Raw genomic sequence first — 24,668 nt, forward strand, 5'->3', positions numbered from 1 at the left:
CTGTGATATGAAGATTGCGGCCATCGGCGATCCCCACGGCAACCTGGAGAGAATCCGCAGCATTCCGCTGGAGAAAATGGATCTGGCCCTGCTGACGGGCGACCTGGGTCAGACGGACAACCTGCGCAAACAGGCCTACGAGTTCATCAGCATCAAACGGCCGGGTCCGGAGCAGATAGCAGCCTACGCTGGTGGCTTCAGGGAGGCGTTTATCCAGTCGCACAGGACGGCGCTCAAGCTGGCCGGCTATATAGCGGAATTCTGTCCCGTTTATATCGTGCGCGGGAACGCCGATTTATCCAACTACGATACCAGGAAATTTGCGCATACCTTCCGCACCGAATTGCCTTACCTGTACCAGGACCTACTTAAGATAAAGAATTTGCGTCTGATCGATAACCGGCTGGCGGTTTTCCGTGGGGTGAGGATAGGCGGTTTAAAGTTTTTTACCGATATAAGCTGGGCGCAGGAGTTCGAGCTGGACAGTATACCCGGGATCAAAGATAAGGCTTTGAAGCAAACACAGAATGCCGGCCGGGTGCTGGGCCGGTTCGGGAAGCTGGATATTCTGTTAACGCACGTGCCGCCCTATGGAGTGCTGGATCAGGTTAACTCCAATGTCATACCGCCGTCCTGGGTGGGCAGGCACGCCGGCAGCAGGATCGTACTGGAATACATCAGGACTATGCAGCCGGATTATGTTATCTGTGGGCATATACACGAAGCCGAGGGCTATCGGAGGCTGGGGGCATCGCAGGTATATAACCTGGGGTCGGGCGGCCATAAAATAATAGAGCTGTAGGGGCGTTGCTTTAGCTGCGCCCGAAGATGCGGGCGGATTTAAAAATCCGCCCCTGCATCAAATCCCGTAGGGGCGTACCTTCAGGTGCGCCCGTGTAACAGATTGATTTGACAAAGAAAAGGTATCAAAATATACTAATACGGCATGCGGAAAATTAACGATAGTTGATTTGAGCAGATTTTTGGTGTATACTCTGACAGCTTGGTGAGTACACCAGGCTGTTTTGTTCTTTAACAACCGAATAGTGTATTGATGAATGGTGTCTAGTGTTCTAGTTGCAAATTTTTAGCAGGGATACAGGCCGCAAGGTCTTGTGTTCATGCTGTTGTAGGTCAAAGATAATAAGGGCACAGGGCGGATGCCTTGGCGTTAACAGCCGATGACGGGCGCGGCTCGACTGCGAAAAGCCCCGGTGAGATGTCCAGCTATCTTAAGCCGGGGATTCCCTAATGGGGCAACCCACCTGGCCAAAAGCCAGGTACTCTATATGAGAGGATACCAGGGGAACTGAAACATCTTAGTACCCTGAGGAAAAGAAATCGAATGAGATTCCCGGAGTAGTGGCGAACGAAAGGGGAATAGCCTAAACCACGCCGACTTAGTGGACTTGAGTCTTATGTCGACGGGGAGTTGCAAGGTGCAGCGGATAGTGCTCAAGAGCTATCGCAGAGTAAAAAACTTTCTACTTAGTCAAAGGTCCCTGGAAAGGGCCACCACAGAGGGTGATAGTCCCGTAGATTAAAAGCAGAAAGCTCTGGTTGCATTCTTAAGTACCACGGGACACGAGAAATCCTGTGGGAATCTGGGGTGACCACGCTCCAAGGCTAAATACTGTTAACGACCGATAGTGAACCAGTACCGTGAGGGAAAGGTGAAAAGTACCCCGTTGAGGGGAGTGAAATAGAACCTGAAACCTTGTGCCTACAAGCAGTCAAAGCCTGGATTTATCCGGGTGATGGCGTGCCTATTGAAGAATGAGCCTGCGAGTTACTCTATGTGGCCGGTTAAGTGATTTTAATCATGGAGCCGAAGCGAAAGCGAGTCTGAATAGGGCGAATTATGGTCGCATGGAGTAGACACGAAACCGTGTGAGCTACCCATGGCCAGTGTGAAACCCAACTAACCTTGGGTGGAGGTACGAACCCGTAAGCGTGGCAAAGCTTTGGGATGAGCTGTGGGTAGGGGTGAAATGCCAAACGAACTCGGAGATAGCTTGTTCTCCCCGAAATGCATTTAGGTGCAGCCTCAGGTTATTAACTTGCGGAGGTAGAGCTCTGAATGAGCTAGGGGCCGTGAGGTTACCAAACTCAATCAAACTCCAAATGCCGTAAGTCGAATCCTGGGAGTGAGACCGCGCGGGATAAGCCGCGTGGTCGAGAGGGAAACAGCCCAGATCATCAGCTAAGGTCCCTAAGAGCGAGCTAAGTGGTAAAGGAAGTGATGTCGCTAAAACAGCCAGGAGGTTGGCTCAGAAGCAGCCACCCTTTAAAGAGTGCGTAACAGCTCACTGGTCGAGTGATGTCGCGCCGATAATTTAACGGGGCTCAAGTTCGCCACCGAAGCTATGGATCGCGCAAGCGATGGTAGGGGAGCGTTGTTATCGCAGTGAAGCTCGGGTGTAAACCCGGGTGGAGCAGTGACAAGTGAGTATGCAGGCATAAGTAGCGTAAAGGCATGTGAAAAACATGTCCACCGGAAGTCTAAGGTTTCCTACGCAAGGTTAATCCGCGTAGGGTTAGTCGACCCTAAGCTTAACCCAAAGGGGGTAGGCGATGGATAGCAGGTCAACATTCCTGCACCACCATTTTTTCGTTATCAGCAAAGGAGGGACACAGTAGGATAGGTTGAGCGTACCCATCGGACATGGTGCGTTCCTGATTCTAGGCGTGCCGGGGCAGGAAAATCCACTCCGGCGTCAAGCTGAGGAGAGGGGGAAAAGGAGGGGCAACCCGAGTTGACTCAACCGAGTTCACACTGTCCAGAAAATCTTCGTTGCGAGAATTTATGGTGACCGTACCGCAATCCGCCACTGGTAGACGGGGGTAAGTATCCCAAGGTGTTCGAGAGAACTCACGTTAAGGAACTCGGCAATCTAACCCCGTAACTTCGGAAGAAGGGGGCCCGCGCAAGCGGGGGCACGAAACCGGCTCAAGCGACTGTATAACATAAACACAGGTCTCTGCCAAAGCGAAAGCTGAGGTATAGGGGCTGATACCTGCCCAGTGCCGGAAGGTTAAGGAAAGAGGTCAGGGGTAACCCGAAGCTTTGAACCGAAGCCCCGGTGAACGGCGGCCGTAACTATAACGGTCCTAAGGTAGCGAAGTCCCTTGTCGGGTAAGTTCCGACCCGCACGAAAGGTGTAACGACTTGAGCGCTGTCTCAACGTGAGACTCGGTGAAATTGAAATGGGGGTGAAGATGCCCTCTACCCGCAACTGGACAAAAAGACCCCGGGAGCTTTACTATACCCTGGTATTGGACTCGAGCTGAGCTTGTGTAGGATAGGTGGGAGGCTGTGATGTCGGGGCGTCAGCCTCGGCGGAGCCAACGGTGAAATACCACTCTTGTTTGGTTTTGGTTCTAACCTGCCGAAATGGCGGGGACAGTGCCAGGCGGGTAGTTTAACTGGGGCGGTTGCCTCCCAAAAGGTAACGGAGGCGCCCAAAGGTCCCCTCAGCACGGGTGGAAATCGTGCGTTGAGTGCATTGGCATAAGGGGGCTTGACTGTAAGACCAACAAGTCGAGCAGGGACGAAAGTCGGGCAAAGTGATCCTACGGCTCCACGTGGAAGGGCCGTGGCTTAACGGATAAAAGCTACCCCGGGGATAACAGGCTTATCTTGCCCAAGAGTTCACATCGACGGCAAGGTTTGGCACCTCGATGTCGGCTCGTCGCATCCTGGGACTGAAGCAGGCCCCAAGGGTTGGGCTGTTCGCCCATTAAAGCGGCACGCGAGCTGGGTTCAGACCGTCGTGAGACAGGTCGGTCTCTATCCGTTGTGGGCGCTGGAGATTTGAGGGGAGCTCTCCCTAGTACGAGAGGATTGGGAGGGACGGACCTCTGGTGTGTCAGTTGTCGCGCCAGCGGCAATGCTGGGTAGCCATGTCCGGATGGGATAAACGCTGAAAGCATCTAAGTGTGAAGCCCACCTCAAGATGAGATCTCCCACTGGTTTAACCAGGTAAGATCGCAAGTAGACCACTTGCTTGATAGGCAGCATGTGTAAGCACAGTAATGTGTTGAGCTGAGCTGTACTAATGATCGAGGTCTTTGACCTATACCAGAATGAGCACAAAACCTATTTCATCAATCGCTATTCACGCCGCGGGGTGGAGCAGTGGTAGCTCGTCGGGCTCATAACCCGAAGGTCGCAGGTTCAAATCCTGCCCCCGCTACCAAATTCGAGAAAAATGAAAGCCCGTCTTAGCTAAGACGGGCTTTTTAGTTATGGCTAACAAATCACTGAAGAGCATGATGAATCCCCAGGATCGAGTACAAAGCGTTCAATCCAATTTAACAGTGATGATTTGACATCCTGATGCTTTGATGATAAGTTTAAGCAGAGGTGATATATGGCTGGAGTAAAAGACAGCTTCAAGAGAACAACCATAAGCCTGCGCCCCGAAGAATATGAAGCCTTGCGCTTTATGGCGTTTAAGCGGAGGACCTCAATTGCCGGCGTTATTCGGGAGCTTGTCTACCAACACCTGGAAGATGAAGAAGATATCAAAGATGGCCTGAAGGCTCTACAGGAAAAAGGGCATGCCATGGATTGGGCAACCTTCAAGAAGGAACATCTTGGCCTACAGGATTGAGATCGTCCGTAGGGCCCGGAAACAGATATTATCCTTTCCCAAAGAGGCGCAGTCGGAAATCGCGCTGACGATCGACTTACTGAAGAATAATCCAAGGCCATCTGGCTGTAAGAAACTGCGTGCGACAGCTCTATGGCGTTTGAGAGTGCGGCATTACAGAGTAGTATATGCTGTGGATGACAAAGCTCACCTGGTAACCATTTTGAAGATAGCTGTACGCAGTGAAGGTACCTATCAAGGACTATGAGAGTCAGTCGGATGAAGGTCGCAGGTTCAAATCCTGCCCCCGCTACCAGAAGTGTGATACTCGCCGGAAACTCTTTAACGCTAAAACTTATCGTCACTGAGTTCCCGGCGATTTTTATTTGGCGGACACAGGCGTTGATAAACTGACGCCTCACCTGGACACTGCCGTTGTCTATTACCTCCACCACCTGTTTGCGTATCTCGTTATGCATGTCCGACGTCTGCTTCTTTCAGGATACCTATGATCTGCAAAACTAACGTTGTAGCTGGGACCAAAACTTGTGTGCATAACTTGAGAAGTAGTATATTAAAGGTGGGTGGTTGGACTACAAGAGTATGTCTTTGACAGGGGATCACAGGTTTTATATTTCTTTCTCCTGAGTGAATGTCTGTTCCGGTTCGTTACAACATAGCCAGAATAGGTATGCGAAGCTGGAAAGGAGTACTATGAACGATGGAAAGAGAGGGCATTTTGCACTGGCGGTGGCAGGGCTTATACTCCTTGTCATAGTAATGATTGTTCCAGCCTGCGCACAACCTCCGCCCATCGAGAGCGGGGCGCTGATCCCGGCACTTGCTATTCCTGCTGAGTATCCTGCGAGCGTTGCCATACCGGCGCCTGGATTCATTGGAAGTCCGGCAGAGCCTATATCCATCAGAGCGCTTCAGATCCCCCAGAACCCGTTCATGGCAGCAAACGGCAGGAGTTGTACTCACGATGATGCGTACATGAGCGATACCTACGAATGGGGCGGACCGCTCGGCCAGGACACGCAGGTACTTTCGAGTTATCTGGGTGCTTTCTGTGGAAGTCTGGCTTCCGACAAGGCCGGACGGCTAATCACCGTAAGCGTAGCCACGACAGGCGCAGCGGGTCTCTGGCTCCTTGACCCGGCCACGCTGGCGCCTCTGGCTTATCTGAACCTCCCAGCCAAACCCGTGAAACTCGGAGATCTTCCGGCCGGCGCCTACTTTTACCTTGATGAGAAGGACCGTGTCGTATTCCCGACGGCCGATCGAATGATCTGGATAGTGTCGGTGGACGATGGCCAGAACCGGCCTCGCTTCATCCGGCAAGAGGTCTATGACCTCACCCCCCTGGTACATGAGGATGACGTAATCAATTCGGCCTTGCCGGACTTTTCAGGGCGGCTGTGGTTCACTACCAGGAATGGGGTGGTGGGTACCATCAACCTGAACAACAAGGAGGTGGCTAGCCTGCAATTCGAGGGCGAAAGGATTTGGAACTCCATAGCGTTGGATGAGACGGGCGGCGTCTATGCTGTCTCAGACCACGCTCTGTATCGCTTAGATGCGGATACGAGCGGGCATCCTGCTATTACCTGGCGCGAGGAATATCAATACGGCGACTTGAGCAGACCCAAACCTGGACAGTACAGCTACGGTTCGGGCACCACACCAACGCCGATGGGGCAAGATTTCATCGCCATTACCGATAATGCCGACCAGTTGCACGTGGTAGTCTACCTGCGCGCCTCCCATGTGGATGGCCCGCGCAAGGTCTGCGAAATACCGGTCTTCGAGCCTGGCAAGGGCGCTGCAGAGTGTTCGCTGATCGGCACGGAGAAGTCGCTCGTAGTCGGGAACAACTACGGGTATCTCGGGCCGCCAGCCGTCATTCAGGGCAAGACGACCGAGCCCGGGCTGACGCGCATCGATATCGACCCAAATGGTACCTGTCGTATAGTGTGGACGAGCAAGGAGATCATTCCCAACGTTGCCTCCAAACTGTCGCTGCAGAACGGGTTGGTCTATACGTACACCAAGGATGCGCGGTCGGACCTATTTGATCCCTGGTATTTCACCGCAATTGACTTCGAAACCGGAAAAACGGTCTACAAGGTGCTGGTGGGCACCGGCTACAACTACGATAGTGTCTGGTCTGGGTTGCATCTGGGTCCCGACGGGACCGGGTACGTGGGAGTGCTCGGTGGCGTAGTCGCTATCATGGACAAGGATTGAGTATCGGGAGTTCAGCCGGGGTGTTAACTTTACTATAAAGATATTATAGGAAATGTGATCATGCATTGACCTGCCCCCCGCTACCATGAGTATAAAAAGCCGGCCTGATATCAGAGCGGCTTTTCTATTTCAACGAATGATAAATTTCAATTATTGGGAGAATCTAAGAGCAATTGGCCTGGTTCCGGGAGGGTCAGGGTCATTGAAACTATCTCCTCGCAGGATTCTTGCGCCCTTCCTTATTACGGAGAGCATTGGCAATGATTGAAGCAGCGGCCTTAAAGTTGAGATTCTTCGTATTAATGACTAAATCATATAGTACCGGATCTTCCAGCTCGGCGTGAAAATAGCTTCTGGTAAACTCCCGGCGGCTGCTGTCAGAGTTTACTATCTCTTTTTTCGCCTCTTTTTCGTCCAGCTTCAGGTCGGTCATTACGCGAGTCACTCGCATTTTTAGCGGTGCGATAACAAAAACGTGAAGTGCCCGTGGGTAGTCCTTTAGAATAAACTGGCTGCCTCGCCCGCGGATAACAATACGCTGGGTTTTAGCCAATTCTCTAATAACAGAAGTCAGTCCTTTTAAGTAACGTTTATCATCCAGAGGCATTGCAGAAGTAGATAGATATGCGCTGGCCACACCCCTCCTTATCGCACTCTGTGCTAATGCTTCTCCGATACGTTCCAGGAGGTTGGTGGATGGCCTCTCTTTAGCCATGATTTCAATATCGCTTCGATTAATTGCTGCAGCTACTTCTGCGATTATTTCCCGGTCAACATAGTCAACTTTGAGTAGAGCGGCAGCGAGTTTCCCTATTTCAGGCGCTCCACTTCCCATTTGTCCTCTTATCGTTACTAACGGCATTTGGCCACCTCCTTGATTAGCGTCGGGATACCCGGCGTCTCATTTAACCCGGTCTATTCCCAACTTTAACCCCTATCCTTTAAAATAAATAACCCCGGATTACTTACAAAACACAACTCTACCAGAACTGCCCATGCAATTACCATTCTCATTCCTTACCAGGTTGCTTGAGATTAGTTCCGGCCTTCACTTGAGGAGTACGCCGCTCTTTGAATAACCAGTTCTTTAATACGATTGGAGTTATGACTGTTGTCAGCAGACTCATTAACACCACTGCTGAATATGTATTCTGGAATATCATGGTTCCATTCAACGCTATCAGTGCTACGACCATTGTGACCTCTCCCCTGGGCGCCATACCAAAACCGACGATCAGAGAATCTTTCATATTCATGCCTGACAGTTTCGCTGTGGTGCCACAACCTATGACCTTCGTCAGAATTGCCACCACGGTTAAGGATAGCAGGAACAGCAGAAACTCCAGAGTAATTACGTGAACATCCATTAAAACGCCCAGGGAGATGAAGAAGATAGATGCGAAGATAATTCTAAGGTACTCCGCCCCTTCCCTGAATACCTGTTCATGTCTGAGCCTGATCCCGGCGAAGGAGACGCCGGCAAAAAACGAACCTATTATGGCGGATAATCCTGCCAATTCGGCCAACATGGCATAAAGAAAGGCTACCATGATAGTAAAGAGGAAGATAGCTTCAGGATACTTTTCAGCTACTCCGGTCTTATCCAGCCTGATCATAATTCTGGCAAAAACAAACCTGCCCAGCAAAACACTTGCGATAATAAATCCGATTGCCTTTGCAAGCGCTGTCAAAATTGTTGTAAGCGAAAGTGTGTCTGATACAAATCCCTCTGATACGGATAAAGCCAGCAGAACCAGAACATCATCTATTACCGCAGCACCAATTATTGCCCGGGCAGCTGCGCTCTGCAGTTTTCCCATCTCTTTAAGTACATTGGATGTAATGGCTATGCTTGTGGCTGTCAGCGAAGTGCCGATGAAGATGGAAGCCCTGTAATCAAATGCAAACATCTGCGCTAAAAAGAAGCCGCCAAGCCAGGGTACGATAACTCCAAAGATTGCTATTAATAGGTACTTGAAATGGGCTATCTGTTTGAATCCGAATTCTAATCCTATGGTAAAAAGCAGTACAACAGCGCCTAAATGCGCCATATTTACAACGAACTCAGTAGGGGTGAGCAATCCGATGCAACTCGGGCCCAATAGTATGCCAACGAAAATTATTCCCACCACGGCGGACTGGTTTATCCAGTATGCGATCAGATAGCCAGCTAAAGCCATCAGCAATAGCAGGCTCATCTGAAATTCTGTGGAAGCTAGTATCGATTGTGCTGTCTCCAACAGTCTTTTCTCCGCTTCTTTCGGACTCCTGCACAAATAATATACATTAGACGAATTTAGAGTGTCTAATTGAACGGAATCTATTGCTGAATTATCCTTACGCTGATGTGTAATAGAAGTGATGATTGTGGAATGCTGTTGATTATCCTCATAAGCGGTCGATCAATATCTGAAGACGGCAGCCAATTTTGCACCATCAGGCACTTCTTCAGGCGCCACAGCGAATACGATTCCATTGTTGAGGAAAGTGTATATTGCAGAGAAATCTAATAAATCCTGGTCACCCGGCTGCGCTTCTTGATGCAGAACGGCCCGGCTGTTTTCCTGATCGAAGGTTCCCCAGGCTTGAATACCTACAGCTACAAACAATGTGTGGATCCGACCGTGATAAGATGCCGGTACAACTTCGGTCAGGTTTTTTGTAGCTTTGTCTGTGCCTGAAAGCTCTTGATAGCGTGCGAACGCTTGCGTCCTTGCTTTTATAAAGTATGGCTCTGCAATGGCCCAGGCGCGCCGGCACAATTCATCATTACTCAGATCCTCAGGATTCCCACTGATACCGTCTTCCATTAGATAGTTATAAGTATTTGCTTTAGCATAAATCGGTATCAGGTAATCCACTCCCGCTAATATCAAAGGGACTTGTTCATTGCGAAGTAATTTGCTCAAGCCTGAATCTACTCGATAAAAATACTTGAGGATGTTAGGCTTGATATCATCAGCGCCCCTGCCATGTCCATGAAAAACAGCCGACCGCTCACCCTTTTTAACAGGTGCAGCAGTATGTAGCTGAAGGTCTCGGTCATAACCATTGTGAAGGATATCTGCGAGGCTTTTCGGCATGTTTTTTATAACAACTTCAGCAGCAGTGTAACGTGTGCATTCCAGCAGCCTTACCCTGTTCTGACTCAAGGCCAATACATAAAAATGCACATCACTTGCCAGCAGGGCAAGCAGCGGTTTGATATGGAAACGACAAGTAACAACCACGACTTCTTCAAACGATAATGGGACTCTATAGCAGCGAAATAAACCGGCTGCAGAGAATAATGCCAGACCATCGCTCTGATGTCGCCAGAAGAAAGTACGTTTAAACAACTTGTTAATAGGTTCCAGCAGGGCCATTATCTCTGCGGAAGAAAGACCCATGTCAATCAGACGCACCTGAGCTTCCCGCACCAGGTTCTTCAATCTGATCGGGTCCTGTCTTATTTGTTCTCCCGCGCGATGGGTGGGCAAATAGATCGAGACACATGGTCCCACAGGATTCTCTACGAGTATTCTTACATCATCCATCGACAGCATGCCCATATCCATACCCTCCCTATATTGTAGAATTCAAGAATGTGAGCAAACGTATCCAAGCAAGCTAAATTTCACCAGTGTAACGCACCTGTCCTTATTAATGACCCTGTGTAACAAAGCGCTGTTTCTTCCCACATAAGAGCCCCTACGGAAGCTATTTGCACCGTTATTCCATAATTGTAAATACATGTGACTCAGAAGTACAAATCCCCTCCCGGAGGAGGGCAAGCAATCTAAATGATAGTGGGTTTACAATAAGTTGACAATTAACAATGAATTAGTTTACAATGAGTTGACAATGAAGGGTGGCCAGGTTTACAAATGGTTGACAATACAATAACAAAGGATAAGCTGATCGAGCTGGCCGGGCGAAGCGATAGAATCTTTGCATCCAAATTAGCGGATCAATTCAATGTTTCCCGGCAGTATCTAAACCGCTTAATAAATGAACTTGTTATGGCGGGCAAGCTGGTTAAAATCGGGAAAACAAGATATGCGTATTACGTGCTTCCGGAATATGCGCAAAAACACCCGGAGATTCTGCCGGCACGATATATCAAGACCTACGGCAATGCCTCGCTGGAAGAGCATATTGTACTGAACGAGATCGAACAGGAGTATCCTTCGCTGAAGAAGCTACCTGAAAACATCCGAAGCATCTTTACCTATGCTTTTTCTGAGATGCTTAACAATGCAATAGAACATTCGCAATCAAAGAAAATACGTATCGAAGTTGCCGTTCAGAACAAAAGGCTATTATTTGTCGTGGAAGACTATGGAATCGGTGTCTTTCGCAACGTTATGAAGGAACGGAAACTTGGATCTGAGTTTGAGGCTATGCAGGATCTGTTGAAGGGTAAGACCACTACAGCGCCGGAATCTCATTCGGGAGAGGGAATATTCTTCACGTCTAAAGTGGGTGAAAGGTTTATCCTGGACAGCTATGGGTATCAGCTCATGGCGGATAATGCATTACCCGATGTTTTTATTGAAAGGATTGAGAGAGTAAAGAAAGGAACCCGGGTTACGTTCGAGCTAAATACTTCCTCTCCGCTCCACCTCAATGACGTTTTTAAAAAATACACCAATACCGGGACTGGAAAAGATTATGGTTTTGATAGAACGGAAATAAGGATCAAACTCTATACCATGGCGGGTGTATATATCTCTCGCTCCCAGGCGCGACGCGTTCTGGCGGGATTGGAAAAATTCAAGGTGATTGTCTTTGATTTCGACAAGGTCACTGTCATCGGGCAGGCGTTCGCCGATGAGATATTCAGGGTCTTCCATCATAAATATCCGGATATCAGGCTGGAAACAGAGAACATGAGCGAGAGCGTCGGTTTTATGGTTGAGCGGGCCAGGGCCGAAGCTGAATCCTTAAAAGACCGCTGATTTTAACGCCGGTACTATAGTACTGCACTCGTATAAAACCATTGACAAAGACCTCCCATACAAAGCAGAATATGATTGTCTACGTGCAGTAAGTGGTTTTGTGTGTCGTGTACCTGATTCAGGCAAGTAATTAATAAGCAGGTGGGGTATGAGTATGAGCATTCGCAGATTTACAGGCTATTTGAGGTTAATGGCATGCATTGCGGTGGTGGTTGCCACCCTGCTGGGCAGCGCGGGCCCGGCCGCGGCCGCCTCGCTGTGGACCGGCCTGCCCCAGATCAAATCCTTCTCCGCCACACCGATGGTGCTGCAGGACGGCCAATCCGCTCTCTATTCCTTCGAGGTCAGTAATGCAACCAGCGTGCAACTGATAGAAGCTGGCGAGGTCATACGGGAGATAAACAACCCTCCCTCTACCTCCTGTAAGGGAAACGTTAGGGGCAGGACAACCTACCAGATACCCCGGGGCGCCGGCAACAGCTTTGAAGCCGTACTGCTGGCAAACAATATGGGAGGCAGCCAGCAGAGGATGTTGACTCTCTCCTTTGCCGGCAGTCCGCCTGTAAAGACGGCCGCCCTGGTACAGACGCCATCGGACAACACCTCAACCGCAACCAGGAAACCGGAATGGCTGGGACAGACTTCCGGTTCGGCGCCAGGCGGACCCTCCGGACAGATCGTTGCCTCCTACCCGCCGGCCTTCGAGAAGTGTCCCAAGGGATGCGATTATTGCCTGCAACCGGATGATGCGGCTGCACGGGGTTTTACCAACCAGTGCTCCAAAGGACCTTGCTATTACGCGCCCGATAAACAGCAGTTCTGGTATTGTTACAGCAAACCCAACACAGTGTGGTGTTGCCTGGACGGCAAGGTGGTTGAGACCACCAGAGAAATATGTGTTCAGAAGGGCGGAACGGCCTACGCCACCGAGGCCGAAGCGCTCAAAGGCTGCCAGACAACTACCGTGTGGTGCTGTTTGGACGGCAAGGTGATTGAGACCACCAGGGAGGCATGTGTCCTGAAGGGTGGAACGGCCTACACCACCCAGGCCGATGCGCTCAAAGGCTGCCAGTCACGGGGCTGGTGCTGTGAGTACGGGAAGGTCGGGCAAACCCTCCAGACGCCCTGCTTGCAATCGGGTGGGCAGTGGTTCCTCACCGAGAAGGAGGCCGTCGATGCCTGCGCGTCGGAGATCTGGTGCTGCCGCGATGGCAAAGTCATGCAAACCAGCAGGGAACTGTGTGCCCAGATGGGAGGATCAACTTACAGCACCCAGTCCGACGCGATCAATTCCTGCCAGGCTGAACAGACCTGCTGGTGCTGCTCTAACGGCAAGGTCTTCCAGTCAACAACTTCACAGTGCGCGCAGTACGGCGGCAACTGCTATACGTCCCAGACCGAGGCCACCAGGTACTGCGAGGCCGCTCAAACCTGCTGGTGCTGCGCGAACGGCAAGGTTTTCCAGTCCACGGCTTCTCAATGTGCTCAATACGGCGGCAACTGCTATACATCCCAGAGCGAGGCCACCAGGTACTGCCAGGCAGCTCAGGCCTGCTGGTGCTGCGCGAACGGCAAGGTCTACCAGTCAACAGCTTCCCAGTGCGCGCAGTACGGCGGTAACTGCTATACATCCCAGACCGAGGCCACCAGGTATTGCCAGGCAGCTCAGACCTGCTGGTGCTGTGCCAACGGCAAGGTCTTCCAGTCAACAGTATCACAATGCTCACAGTACGGCGGCAGCTGCTATGCATCCCAGACCGAGGCCACCAGGTATTGCCAGGCAGCCCAGACTTGCTGGTGCTGTGCCAACGGCAAGGTCTTCCAGACCACGCGTACCCAGTGCACGCAGTACGGCGGAAAATGCTATGCATCCCAGAGCGAGGCCACCAAATCCTGCGTGGTGTATACGCGTCCTCCCATTCTACAATGACACGCTTCCCGCAGCCGGGCAGGTTGTTGGATAATTGAATGCGAATTGATATGGAGACGGTGATATGAGAACAGATGATGATAAGAAGCGGCGGCCGGCAATGCTTTTTAAGCTGTGCATATGCTTTCTGGTTGTGTCGATCCTGACTGCGGCAGGTTGTTTTGGCGTAACTCCCAATCCTGTATCCGAAACCCTTGACGAATGCCAGTCCTTTACCACCACCTTCAGCCCGGTCGGACAGGTATGTCCCACGGGGCCCTTCACTTATTTCTACTGGCTATCGGGCGCGCCGCCCACCTGGGTGGTGCTGGATGAGAACACGGGCGTGCTCACGGTCTGTCCTCCCCTGGGATCTGTTGGAGTGTATAACTTCTCCGTGGGAGTAACCGAGATGTGGCCGGGGCCGGTCCCTCCGCCCTGTGCCACGGCCTCTCCTGCTGCGCCTGTGACGATTACAGTTGTGGCTGCTGTGCCTCCCGCTCCGCTCACCATCATCGACACCTTTGTTATGGCCTGGTCCATGGAGAGCTTTCCCTTCTACCTGCCGCTCAGCGCTGTCGGCTGCTCGGGCAACTACACCTGGAGTGCGGCAGGGCTGCCGCCGGGACTCATTCTTGATCCATACACCGGGGAGATCACCGGCGTCCCGCCACTCGGCTCCGCCGGCATTTATAACGTGACCGCCACGGTGACTGATAATTATTACACCTGCGCGGACTGCTGCCCGCCCGCCAGCCGACCCTTCATATTGGTTATCGATTCCTACGGCGACTATACAAGCGGCATAGATTATAGTTCTTACTACGACTTCACTGTGGAGGTCGGCCCCGGCCTGACCGAAGGCACCACGCCGGTGCTGATCGATGGCGCGGCGGAGGCCACCCTGGGTGGCAGCCAGTCGGCGTCCTTTACCGGTCACCCGGGGGAGATGTACCTCACCGGCGTCGAGCAGTCGGTAGCAGGAGCAGATCCCAGTGTCAGGTTCGGTGTAACAGGGCCGCACCAGATACTGGTCAGCGACTCCAACCAAACAGCCCACTTCGATTATGCCGTTGAGGTATTTATCCAGACCGGCAGCGAGCCGCCGGGCGTGTCCGAGCCTCCCGGCACCGGTTACCATGCTCTGGGGAGCGCCTTTACCAGCAGTGCGGCCAGTCCGGTGACAAGCGCTACCCTGCCGGACGTAAAATACGTTTTCAAGCAGTGGATTCTGCCCGATGGCAGTACCAATCTCTGGCGAGACCTGTCTTTCAACGTCAGCGGCGCAGGCAATGTTAAGGCCGTCTATGACACCTATTATCAGCTCACTCTCACGTCGGACAATCCGCCCGTCAATGAAACGTCATGGGAATTAAAGGACAGCACAGCCTCATATAATCTGGCACTGCAGCCCATACCCATGAGCGGGTTCTGGGGCCTGGTGGGTGGCAGGATGATCGCACAGAACGGCCAGGGCACGGTGGTCATGACCGGTCCCCAGACCAGGCAACTCATCTGGGCCTACGACTTCACCATACCGATTATCATATTGGCGGTGATAGTACTGCTTGTTATCGGTATTGTGCTGCTGGTTGTCTATATGCGAAAGCGGCCTAAAGCCGGCGGCGCCACAAAGGGTACAACGGCCTGAACGATTTCTCAATTCAGTAAATAAAGGAAGCCCGTCTTGCGCAAGACGGGCTTCCTTATTGTGACTTGTATCAGGCTCTTATCATCACCGGCAGCATCTTGAAATTGGCAATAGCCTTGAGAGCGTGTGACTCATTCTCAGGATTCTTTTTGTATATCCGTATATATAGCTATTATTTCCTGCAATGTTACATCAACGGGATTGTTGGCCAGATGCCTCTCGTCAGCGGCAACCTCCGCGGCCATGGCCGGGATGTCCCAGGCGATCTTCGGGAGACTGCAATACTTACGGCGCAATGACTTCAATCCATCGGCATGGGCTGCGTCGAAGCGGTTGAGCTTTAATAGATAAGGCAGCACGACCGCCAGGGACTGGCCATGCGTCATGCCCCGGTTGGACAGCGGATAGGCCAGGGCGTGCCCCAGGGTTGTCCCTGTTCCTGTCAGTGCTATCCCGGCCATCAGGCTTCCCATCGCTATATTGCGCCTGCCCTCCGCATCACCGGATAAGGCGCGGCTGATATTATCCCGGCTCAGCAGATATGCTTCCAACGCGAGGGCGCGCGTTATATCATTTCCCTTCCTGGCGCCATAGCTTTCCACGGCATGCGCCATGGCATCCATGGCCGGGCAAACCATGACCGCAGGGGGCATGGTTGTCAGCAGGTCCGGATCGACTATAGCGACATCCGCTGCAAGATTGATATCGCTGAACGACTTTTTGCGCCCTTTGACCATAAGAACGGAATTAAACGTGACCTCACTGCCGCTTCCCGCTGTCGTCGGTATCATGATTTTCGGTACATCGATTTCCAGGGCGGTTTTCTTGGCCACATCCATCGCGCTGCCCCCGCCGATTCCTACCACAAGATCGGGCTCTACCCGGTTAGCGAATTCGACACATTTATCTATATCTTCTACAGATGGCTCGGGAGGTGTGGAAGAAAACATATTAACGGTCATTCCTGCTTCACTGAGGTCGGTGAGTATATCCTTCAGTGACGGCCGTTCAGGCATGCCTTTGCTGGTCACGATGAGCACGTTGCTGCTTCCCTGCGCTTTGATCTCGGCGCTCAGTCTGTGTACCGTTCCCTCGCCGAAAACGATTCTGGTGGCCAGATGAAAAACGAAGCTGCCGATGCCGGCCGGGTGAAAATAGCTTGAACTGGCAACTCTCAATTCCAACACCTCATTCTTTTAAACTATGTCTACCGTTTCGGCTCTATATCTACGCAGGTTTGAATAATCAGAACGTTCTCAAATATAATTATTATAATCAGACTTTACGCATCCCTGAACAATCGGTGTGCTTGCGCAATCGTCCTGATTTATTCCAACTTTTCACCGGCATCGACAACCTCCGGGCACGAATCGTATATACAGATAAGCGCTGTTGCAGTCGGTGACAATCAAATACGAGGGACATAACCTGTATATGGGCTGGACCGGTTGACCTGCCGACTTCAGGGCGAGTTATTCTAAGCCGCGGCGGCTGGTACTGCAAATATGGAAGGAGCCAGGTTTGTTCACTGATATAAAAACGATTTTCTGGGAAGTGATACGGGCTACGCTGCCCATAATCATTACCGTTTTTATCTTAAACCTGTTTATGGCCGGTATCCCGCCGGGGCAGCTATTGCAGTTCAGCATCGGGTCTGTTTGTGTGGTAGTGGGCATGACCCTCTTTTTACTGGGCGTAAAAATAGGGCTGCTGCCTATGGGGGAGGCCATCGGGTCCAATCTGCCGGGCCTGCGTATTCTACCCTATATATTCGGCATTGTTTTTTTAATCGGATTTGCGGTAACTATCGCCGAACCTGACGTGGTAGTGCTCAGCTCCCAGGTAGGCACCGTGTCGCAGGGTAATATCCCGTCCTCCGTGCTGCTGGCGGTGATTGGAACAGGCATCGGTTTTTTCATGTGTGTCGCGATACTGCGCATAATCCTGGGATTCCCACTAACATATCTCATGGCCGGCAGCTATGCGCTGGTGCTTATCCTGTCCTTCTTCGTGCCTCCAGATTTCGTGGCGGTTGCATTCGATGCCGGGGGCGTGACCACGGGACCCCTGACGGTGCCGGTTATCCTTTCCCTGGGCATAGGGTTCAGCTCGGTGCTGGCGCGCAAATCAGTCATCTCCGATGGCTTCGGCCTGATCGGACTTGCCTCAGTGGGGCCCATTATAGGCGTGATGCTGATGGGCATAATCACAGGTTAGGATTCAGCATGTATCTGAATTTGCTGATAAATACAACACTGGATGTAATCAAGGTATTATTGCCGCTGGTTTTTCTCTTCCTGCTGGCGCAGTGGCTGTTTATTAAACTGCCGCGCGACTACGTGGCCAATGTGCTAAAAGGCCTGGCTATCTCCTTTGTGGGAATAGTCATTTTCCTGTATGGCGTCAATCTGGGATTCCTTCCGATGGGTAAAGACCTGGGCGAAAGCCTGGCGACTATTGAGCACAGGTGGTTGCTTATACCTTTTGGCTTTGCCATGGGTTTCCTGGCGGCGTTCAGCGAACCTGCCGTCCGCGTGCTGAGCAACCAGGTTGAGGAATCCTCGGTCGGCTATATCAGGGAGAAGCTGGTGTTGTATACGATTTCAGTGGGAGTGGCTTTTTTTGTCGCCCTGGGCATGACCAGGATTGTATATGGCATTCCACTTCTGTATATAATAATACCGGGCTACGCATTGGCCCTGATATTGATGTGGTTCTGTGACAGCAGCTTCGTTGCTATTGCATTCGATTCCGGCGGGGTCGCAACCGGGCCTATGGCGGTAACGTTTTTAATGGCCATGGCGGTAGGCATAGCTACGGGCATGGAAGGCCGGGATCCCGTTATAGACGGTTTTGGATTGGTAGCCCTTATTGCACTGGCCCCTATTATCTCACTCATGTTTATTGGACTTTTCTATCGCAGTCGAGATAAAGTGATATCAGACGAGGTGAAAGACAATGCCGCAGGAGACAGTTAAATCGCTCATCGTTACCATAGTTAGGCGTGGCTGGGGCGACCGTGTAATCGAGGCTTCCCTGAAAGCCGGAGCCGAGGGGGGAACGGTGCTTTTCGGAAGAGGTGTCGGCGTACACGAGCAGCAAAAGATAATAGGCATCTGCATCGAGCCGGAGAAGGAAATCGTCTTTACTGTGGTTCCCCGGGATAAGGCTGAGAGCATTTTACAGGGTATCAGCAGCACCATCGGCCTCAACAAGCCCGGTCAGGGCATAGCTTTCGTAGTCGAGTTGTCGAAAGTGACAGGTGTAGTGCATGCGCTGAGCAACCTGCCATAACGGTCAGGATTTCGTCCCGTCTGGATTCTTGAGTACGGGCTGAAATCAGGTCTAATCCATAATCACATCTCCAGGCCGGGTAAACGAAAAAGCGGGTGGAGCAGGGGGAACTGCTCAGACCGATAAAAGTGCGGTTGTGATAAAATTAGCCTGTGAACGCCAGTACAGCTAAATGCCGGCAATTATACCGGCTCAGTATGGGGTGCGTGATACTCGTTTGCCTTCTGGGTGCCGCCTGCGCGAACGGCGGCGCTCATCAATCACAGACCGACTCCGCGGGAATGGCAGCAGAGGATGCAACCTCTGCAGGCGTATCTTCGCCCGAGCTTCCGGCGCCGTTGCCCCCTGATTCCGTTCCATCGATTCCCCCTGTTCAAGATGATCAGTCCTCCGCTCAGCCGGATCCGGAAGTGAATCCGGCAGCAGCTAATACCCTCGACGCTACAACCATGATAACCAAGCAGGCATCTACCATGACTCTGACGCTGCAGGATATGGGACCGGAATGGGCGCAGGGGACCGCTGTGCCGGGTGCCATACAGCAGACCAGTTCGTTCAGCAGTGCGTACTTTACTCAGGGTTCAGCCTATGCGCCGGGCGTTCAGAATACGGTGGCTGTTTATCGCAGTATCTCTGCCGCTGAAACTGCTTATACCAAAGAGAAAGAGAAGAACGCAGCTTCGTCGAATCCCGGCATCGGAAATGAATGTCTCTTGAACGACTCCGTGCCGATCAATAAGCTGCTGGTTTTTCGCCAGAACAATGTTGTGGTATGGCTGTGGCTGAAGCAGTACAAAGAAGGTGATATTGAACGCTATGCGCGGATAGTGGAGCAAAAAGTAATCGCCTCCGCTGCGCCGGCCTCATCGGCGGTACAACCATCGTTGACAATTACACCCCCTTCACAACAGGTACCTGATGAGACACCGCAAATTGCTCAGCCCGGCATAACCAAATCGATGGAAGGGCTGGTGACCAAACAGGCATATGATATGGTATTGACCAGGGAGGATATGGGGGCTGAATGGATAAAGGGAAACGTTTCGCCGCCGCCATATCGGGGCAGCACGTCTTCGAGCACTGTTTCTTATTCCCAGGGTTCATCCTTCGCCCCCACGCTGCAGAATACCGTGGCTGTTTATCGCGATAAGGAGGCTGCAGCCGATGTATATGCAGCCGCCATGCCCTCGGGAGTTACGCTGACAAATCCCTCTATCGGGGAGGAGTGCTTCCTGAATAATTCTGTAGCTATCGACAGGTTGCTGGTATTCAGAAAGAGCAACGTAGTCGTATGGCTGTGGCTCAAACAATATAAAACCGGTGATATCGAAGGCTACGCGAGAACCGTGGAGCAGAAGATCACCTATTAATCGCCGAGCGAACCGCGATATTTTTCTATCTGCTAAACCGGTTATCAGGCATTAAGCGAATGCGCTTCAGCTATATTCCGGCAATACTGAATCATTGCTGCGAAACCATAGCTTTGCCGGAGACTCTGATCATCCAGTTCACACGGCTTTTATCTCCGAACCAGTAAGCAGGAGTATAAGGCCATTCAGGCGCAAGGTAATCCGCTCCATTTTCATCACGGATCGATGTATCGGAATGGGTATTAGGCATATCAACCGCGCCCATGCGTAATCCCTGGCCCGTGGGGATGCCGGTATATATGTTGACATAAAAATCGCCGCTGACTTCAACATCGGGTATATCTATATCAGCCCAGGCGCCGGTTGAGTCGATATTGTCGCCGATACGTGTTCTCAGTGGAAACTGGTCCCCCGAAAATGGTGTGGTATAGAGTACTTTTTGATCCGCATCCCAGATCTGCAGATCGCTATTTACGATATGATATCCGGGAGAGCCGTAGATCAAAGCGAATACGCTTACTTTACTTATGCTCAACTGTTTTGAGTCTGATACAAATCTGACCACGTATCCTGTGCTGGGTTTGACCAGAGATAAATAATCTTTGGCAACGCCGTTATCGTAAGCTATTTCCACCTGCTTGAGCACAGATTTCGATATAACGGTAAGCGTCCCGCTCTTTTCTCCGACTGAGATTTTATGTGCGCCCGCCTCGTCTACCGAGAGTGAGAAGACCACGCTCTGCGTATATCCTGGAGCAAGGTTAATCAGCTTCGTGCTGACTTTTTTATCATCCACATACAGATTAACGCCGTATATGGATGAGGTCCCACCTGTGTTCATGACCTTGACACTGACATCGGCTGTTTCACCTTTATTGATTTCCTTTGGACTTATTTCCAGATAAGTGACTTCAAACCTGGCAGGAAGTGTCGCAGGCCGGCAGGCTGTTGATATGGTTATTATTGTCAACGCCGGTAAAAGTATAGCTGTTAAAATTGTTTTTATTTTCACTTATTATTTCCTTGTGGAGGCCCTTGTTTATTGTATTCTGTTAAGCATAACAGTATTCTGGCGAACCTGACCTTGACGTCAAGCAACCTGTCAGTGTAATGGGTGGAGTTCTTATTATACTCTCTTTATTTGGACAGGAATTGACCGGTGAGCCTGTCCAGGTCCTGCGGAGTCTCGAATTCAGGATTCACAGTGCGTATTACTCCGGATTGATCGAGCAGGAATGTTGCCGGGAGCTGCACAACGCCGTAGGAGGAACCGGCGTCTGCCTGGAGGTCCAGTAATACCGGTAGTGTCAGGCCATGGCTCGAACAGTAACTTTTGATCACGTCCTCACGTGCCGGCCCATGCACTGTGATAATGCTGACTCTGTCATCGCCCGCGCGATCAAATGCCTCTTGCAGCAGTAAAATCTTCTTCTGGCAGGATGGGCAATTCATGCTCCAGAATACCAGCAGCACGACCTTGCCGCGGTAACGGCTCAACTGAATGTTTCCGCCTTTAACTGAAGGAAGGGTAAAATCGGGTGCGCGCTGCATTATCCGTGCGCCGTTCTTAAGCGAAATCAAGCCCTCGTATTCGGCGATGATCCGCTGGTTTTGCGGGTCGTTTGCTCTGATCACAAAAGCGGAAATGCGTTCGCCGTCCAGCGGCTGGATTATAGCCTCGTGGTTCGTCCCCGTAGTATTTTCGCTGACCGTGTTTAGGAGGGTGGCCCCCTCTTCCCAGTAGGTCAATTCCGTAACGGCCGGCCGGTCGGTCTCCCAGGTGATCCATAACGCTGAATCCGTTGCTTTAGATATTTGCACATTCGAGATCACAGGCGGCGGCTTCAGGGTGGCAAATGAGTGTCTTTCGGAGATGCTTCTGCTGCCGGAGGCATCAGCGGACAGCAATTGAAAGCTGTAAATTGAATCAGGATACAAGGTTTCTATCCGGATGATGTGATTTGTTATCGGAATGCTGTCTGAAAAGACTCCGATGATTTTTCCCTGCTCATCATAAACAAGGGCATCTATCACCTGAGAGCTGTCCGTAGTGAAACCAATGGTGGCGCTGCCTGTTGTCAGGTCGTAGATCGTTATGTTGTCGGCTATCGATACCTTTGATCCGGGCAGACCGGAATTGCCGGATGGGGAAGCGATAATTGAAAGGGAGATTAATAGCAGGACGATGCCTGCGATGCCCAGGATATAACCGACCACGGACAGTGTATGGATGCCTGTTGCTGCAGTTGGTTTCAGGGTTTCCTTTTTTTCATCATTCATGATTTATCAACGCCTGTATATTCAGACTGATTGAAGCGCATCCAGTAACAATTATAAATCCTGGATGCAGGCGAGGAAAATAAATGGGCTATTGGTTCGATCGGATGATACTACTCAAACTTGAAGTTCTGTTTTCTGAATACGTTCAGGCAGGCGTCCACCACAGCGCTATCATACAGCTTGCCCTTATTGGCGGATATCTCTTCAAGCGCCTTATCCATTCCAAGAGCGGGACGATAAGGCCGGTGCGATGATATCGCTTCTACCACATCCGCCACGGCGATCAGCCTGGCCTCCCGGCATATGGCCTCGCCTTTGAGTCCGCCGGGATAGCCGGAGCCGTCCAATCTTTCATGGTGCTGTTGAACGGACTCGGCAATTGAAGTCGGAAAATCCATATTGCGTAAAATTTCATAGCTTCCCTGCGCATGGGTTTTTACCAGGTTGAATTCGATATTAGTCAGTTTACCCGGTTTGCTCAGGATGTCTGACGGCACGTAGATTTTGCCGATGTCGTGAATGAGCGCCGCCATATAGAGGTTTTCCAGATGGTCACCCCGATACCCCAGTTCTTTGGCTATGGCAATCGACAGCTCAGCCACCCTGTGTTGATGGCCTGCCGTATAAGGATCCCGCATTTCCACGATTTTGGCCATGGTATTGATGGCATCATTCAGTGTTTTCCTGACCTTCTGGTAGCTTTTTATCAGGTCTTGCTCGGCCTGCTTGCGCTCGGTGATGTCTGTTATCAGCGCTGTTATGCCCGCGATCTCTCCATCTTTAAAAATGGGGCGGCTGGAGGTACGGACAAATATGATCCTGCCGTCTTTGTCGGCTATGCGGAATTCAGACGGCTCCATTTGACCGGAAATGAGGCGGTTGTAACTGGACACGACATCCGGCAGGTCTTCCGGCAAGATAATCGAGGTAAATGATTGTCCTATCAATTCGCTGACTTTATACTTGGTCAACCGCTCGACCACCGGGCTGACATAAGTAATTGTCCCCTGATCATCCAGTGTGTAAAAGACGTCGTTGATATTCTCCACCAGCGAGCGGTATTTCTCCTCCGATGTCCTCAGCATTTCCTCAGCTTTTTTACGGGCGGTAATATCACGGGCGATACCCTGAAAACCTACCAATCTTTGCCCTTCATAATAGGGTGCTGACAGAATCTCAACATTATGAAGATTCCCGTCCTTTCCCCGAACCATGTATTCTGCAGGATCATTGGGGGCTTTTCCCGCTATTATGTTCGCCAATCTTTTTTGATGCTGTTCTACATATTCTGCAGGGACGATGTCCCAGATCCCCATGGATAGAAGTTCCGCTTCGCTGTATTTCAGGTTTTCCCACATGACCCTGTTGACCGACAGGAAATTTCCCTTCAGATCGACAATGAAGATTCCATCCGGACTTTGAGCGATGAGAGTGCGATATTTCAACTCGCTCTCCCTCAATTCATCCTCGGTTTTCTCTTGTTTTGTAATCACATCCTCAAGCTGCTTGACCTTTTTTTCAAGCTTGCGGAACAGCACCTCGTTATATTGCTGTAACTCCTCCGTCTCTTTCTCGGGGGATTTCTTGCGGGAGACCTGCTTCTCCTTGCGAGGTTTGTTAAGGACATCTCTAATAATCTTTACCAGCACCTCCGGCTGTTGCGGTTTAATGACAAAGCGGTCGGCGCCCAGGCTCAGGGCAAATTTCTCATCCTTAAGATCTGTATAGGTGGCGGTGTAAAAGATGAACGGGATCCGGCTGAGCAGCTCGTGCGCCCTCCAGCGCCGGCACAGCTCGAATCCGTCCATAACCGGCATGAGTATGTCTGTGACTATAATGTCGGGAGGATTTTTCAGGGCCGATTCCATCGCCTCGGCGCCGTTCCCGGCCGATGTAACATCATACCCCTGGCTTTTTAAAACCGCCTCAAGTAAATAGAGGTTCTGCGCGTTGTCATCTGCAATTAGTATTCTGGTCATTTTTCATTCCATGCCGGATCGATACCGGAGGAATACTTTTCAATTTGTGCCAGGAAGGTATCCGGATCGATCGGCTTTTCAATATAGCCATTGCAACCCGCGCTCAAAGCTTTCTCGCGGTCGCCGGACATAGCGTAGGAAGTCACCGCTATGATAGGAATCTTGCTTAACTCGGGATTACTGCGCAGCCTCCCTGCTACTTCGTAGCCGTCCATGACCGGCAGCTGGATATCCAGCAGGATGAGGTCCGGCCTTAATTCAAGAGCCTTTTCTATGCCCTCCCGACCATCATGGGCCCACAGAACCCGGTAATCCTTTGTTTTCAGTAATACGTTCACAAGGTAGAAATTCTGTTCGTTGTCCTCGATATAAAGTACTGTTCCTTTACTCATAATTACCT

At 51.2% G+C, this 24,668-nt stretch carries 18 protein-coding genes, 1 tRNA gene and 1 rRNA gene; 12 read left to right on the top strand and 8 right to left on the bottom strand.

What is annotated here, in order from left to right; genetic code table 11:
• The first annotated feature begins 7 nt into the window (after nucleotides 1-7).
• The 5 genes from WC359_01325 (at nucleotide 8) to WC359_01345 (ending at nucleotide 6,845) form a co-directional block, all read left to right on the top strand.
• Entirely contained in the window at nucleotides 8-802 is a 795-nt protein-coding gene (locus WC359_01325) for a metallophosphoesterase (GenBank protein MFA5399074.1), read from the top strand.
• A gap of 331 nt (nucleotides 803-1,133) precedes the next feature.
• Nucleotides 1,134-4,078 (top strand): 23S ribosomal RNA (locus WC359_01330).
• 46 nt (nucleotides 4,079-4,124) lie between these two features.
• Nucleotides 4,125-4,199 (top strand) — tRNA-Met (locus WC359_01335).
• A 174-nt stretch (nucleotides 4,200-4,373) separates the two neighbouring features.
• Nucleotides 4,374-4,616 (top strand): CopG family transcriptional regulator, encoded by a 243-nt coding sequence (locus tag WC359_01340; protein ID MFA5399075.1) that lies wholly within the window; start codon nucleotides 4,374-4,376, stop codon nucleotides 4,614-4,616.
• A 693-nt stretch (nucleotides 4,617-5,309) separates the two neighbouring features.
• Nucleotides 5,310-6,845, top strand: a complete 1,536-nt coding sequence (locus WC359_01345) for a hypothetical protein (protein MFA5399076.1) — start codon at nucleotides 5,310-5,312, stop codon at nucleotides 6,843-6,845.
• A 208-nt stretch (nucleotides 6,846-7,053) separates the two neighbouring features.
• Here WC359_01345 and WC359_01350 read toward each other — a convergent pair whose 3' ends face one another.
• From WC359_01350 to WC359_01360, 3 genes are all read right to left on the bottom strand, one after another.
• Nucleotides 7,054-7,707, bottom strand: a complete 654-nt coding sequence (locus tag WC359_01350) for a cytidylate kinase-like family protein (protein MFA5399077.1) — start codon at nucleotides 7,705-7,707, stop codon at nucleotides 7,054-7,056.
• A 148-nt stretch (nucleotides 7,708-7,855) separates the two neighbouring features.
• Nucleotides 7,856-9,085 (bottom strand): cation:proton antiporter, encoded by a 1,230-nt coding sequence (locus tag WC359_01355; GenBank protein MFA5399078.1) that lies wholly within the window; start codon nucleotides 9,083-9,085, stop codon nucleotides 7,856-7,858.
• A gap of 162 nt (nucleotides 9,086-9,247) precedes the next feature.
• Complete coding sequence (locus WC359_01360; protein MFA5399079.1) at nucleotides 9,248-10,396, bottom strand: hypothetical protein; 1,149 nt, start codon at nucleotides 10,394-10,396, stop codon at nucleotides 9,248-9,250.
• A 315-nt stretch (nucleotides 10,397-10,711) separates the two neighbouring features.
• Between WC359_01360 and WC359_01365 the strand changes: the two genes are divergently transcribed.
• The 3 genes from WC359_01365 (at nucleotide 10,712) to WC359_01375 (ending at nucleotide 15,345) form a co-directional block, all read left to right on the top strand.
• A complete protein-coding gene (locus WC359_01365; protein MFA5399080.1) occupies nucleotides 10,712-11,785 on the top strand; it encodes a DUF4325 domain-containing protein in 1,074 nt (357 codons plus the stop codon).
• A gap of 154 nt (nucleotides 11,786-11,939) precedes the next feature.
• On the top strand, nucleotides 11,940-13,715 hold the full coding sequence (locus WC359_01370; GenBank protein ID MFA5399081.1) for a hypothetical protein: 1,776 nt from the start codon (nucleotides 11,940-11,942) through the stop codon (nucleotides 13,713-13,715).
• Between the two features lie 64 nt (nucleotides 13,716-13,779).
• Nucleotides 13,780-15,345, top strand: a complete 1,566-nt coding sequence (locus tag WC359_01375; protein ID MFA5399082.1) for a putative Ig domain-containing protein — start codon at nucleotides 13,780-13,782, stop codon at nucleotides 15,343-15,345.
• 137 nt (nucleotides 15,346-15,482) lie between these two features.
• On the opposite strand, the gene WC359_01380 is transcribed toward WC359_01375, so the two are convergent.
• Entirely contained in the window at nucleotides 15,483-16,523 is a 1,041-nt protein-coding gene (locus WC359_01380) for an iron-containing alcohol dehydrogenase (protein MFA5399083.1), read from the bottom strand.
• Nucleotides 16,524-16,866: 343 nt separating this feature from the next.
• Here WC359_01380 and WC359_01385 point away from each other — a divergent pair, with 343 nt between their 5' ends.
• From WC359_01385 to WC359_01400, 4 genes are all read left to right on the top strand, one after another.
• A complete protein-coding gene (locus WC359_01385; GenBank protein ID MFA5399084.1) occupies nucleotides 16,867-17,562 on the top strand; it encodes a DUF1538 domain-containing protein in 696 nt (231 codons plus the stop codon).
• An 8-nt stretch (nucleotides 17,563-17,570) separates the two neighbouring features.
• A complete protein-coding gene (locus WC359_01390; GenBank protein ID MFA5399085.1) occupies nucleotides 17,571-18,323 on the top strand; it encodes a DUF1538 domain-containing protein in 753 nt (250 codons plus the stop codon).
• On the top strand, nucleotides 18,304-18,639 hold the full coding sequence (locus WC359_01395) for a P-II family nitrogen regulator (protein ID MFA5399086.1): 336 nt from the start codon (nucleotides 18,304-18,306) through the stop codon (nucleotides 18,637-18,639). Before WC359_01390 ends, WC359_01395 begins: the two co-directional genes overlap by 20 nt.
• A 152-nt stretch (nucleotides 18,640-18,791) precedes the next feature.
• Nucleotides 18,792-20,009 carry a hypothetical protein gene (locus tag WC359_01400; protein ID MFA5399087.1) on the top strand — a complete coding sequence of 406 codons (1,218 nt, stop codon included), beginning with the start codon at nucleotides 18,792-18,794 and terminating at the stop codon, nucleotides 20,007-20,009.
• A gap of 91 nt (nucleotides 20,010-20,100) precedes the next feature.
• Here WC359_01400 and WC359_01405 read toward each other — a convergent pair whose 3' ends face one another.
• From WC359_01405 to WC359_01420, 4 genes are all read right to left on the bottom strand, one after another.
• Nucleotides 20,101-21,021: a CARDB domain-containing protein gene (locus WC359_01405; protein ID MFA5399088.1), complete on the bottom strand. Its 921-nt coding sequence runs from the start codon at nucleotides 21,019-21,021 to the stop codon at nucleotides 20,101-20,103.
• Nucleotides 21,022-21,146: 125 nt separating this feature from the next.
• On the bottom strand, nucleotides 21,147-22,289 hold the full coding sequence (locus tag WC359_01410; GenBank protein ID MFA5399089.1) for a TlpA disulfide reductase family protein: 1,143 nt from the start codon (nucleotides 22,287-22,289) through the stop codon (nucleotides 21,147-21,149).
• 110 nt (nucleotides 22,290-22,399) lie between these two features.
• Nucleotides 22,400-24,268 carry a PAS domain S-box protein gene (locus WC359_01415; protein MFA5399090.1) on the bottom strand — a complete coding sequence of 623 codons (1,869 nt, stop codon included), beginning with the start codon at nucleotides 24,266-24,268 and terminating at the stop codon, nucleotides 22,400-22,402.
• Nucleotides 24,265-24,660 (bottom strand): response regulator, encoded by a 396-nt coding sequence (locus WC359_01420; protein MFA5399091.1) that lies wholly within the window; start codon nucleotides 24,658-24,660, stop codon nucleotides 24,265-24,267. Before WC359_01420 ends, WC359_01415 begins: the two co-directional genes overlap by 4 nt.
• Nucleotides 24,661-24,668: the final 8 nt, after the last annotated feature.

Source organism: Dehalococcoidia bacterium (genome assembly GCA_041653995.1).
Lineage (GTDB): Bacteria > Chloroflexota > Dehalococcoidia > GIF9 > UBA5629 > CAIMUM01.

Excerpts from the sequence above, each read along its gene's own strand:
- WC359_01410 (MFA5399089.1), bottom strand. The coding sequence starts at position 22,289 with ATGAATGATGAAAAAAAGGAAACCCTGAAACCAACTGCAGCAACAGGC.
- WC359_01415 (MFA5399090.1), bottom strand. The coding sequence starts at position 24,268 with ATGACCAGAATACTAATTGCAGATGACAACGCGCAGAACCTCTATTTA.
- WC359_01340 (MFA5399075.1), top strand. The coding sequence starts at position 4,374 with ATGGCTGGAGTAAAAGACAGCTTCAAGAGAACAACCATAAGCCTGCGC.
- WC359_01420 (MFA5399091.1), bottom strand. The coding sequence starts at position 24,660 with ATGAGTAAAGGAACAGTACTTTATATCGAGGACAACGAACAGAATTTC.
- WC359_01345 (MFA5399076.1), top strand. The coding sequence starts at position 5,310 with ATGAACGATGGAAAGAGAGGGCATTTTGCACTGGCGGTGGCAGGGCTT.
- WC359_01390 (MFA5399085.1), top strand. The coding sequence starts at position 17,571 with ATGTATCTGAATTTGCTGATAAATACAACACTGGATGTAATCAAGGTA.
- WC359_01395 (MFA5399086.1), top strand. The coding sequence starts at position 18,304 with ATGCCGCAGGAGACAGTTAAATCGCTCATCGTTACCATAGTTAGGCGT.
- WC359_01370 (MFA5399081.1), top strand. The coding sequence starts at position 11,940 with ATGAGCATTCGCAGATTTACAGGCTATTTGAGGTTAATGGCATGCATT.
- WC359_01360 (MFA5399079.1), bottom strand. The coding sequence starts at position 10,396 with ATGGGCATGCTGTCGATGGATGATGTAAGAATACTCGTAGAGAATCCT.
- WC359_01350 (MFA5399077.1), bottom strand. The coding sequence starts at position 7,707 with ATGCCGTTAGTAACGATAAGAGGACAAATGGGAAGTGGAGCGCCTGAA.
- WC359_01365 (MFA5399080.1), top strand. The coding sequence starts at position 10,712 with ATGGTTGACAATACAATAACAAAGGATAAGCTGATCGAGCTGGCCGGG.
- WC359_01375 (MFA5399082.1), top strand. The coding sequence starts at position 13,780 with ATGAGAACAGATGATGATAAGAAGCGGCGGCCGGCAATGCTTTTTAAG.
- WC359_01325 (MFA5399074.1), top strand. The coding sequence starts at position 8 with ATGAAGATTGCGGCCATCGGCGATCCCCACGGCAACCTGGAGAGAATC.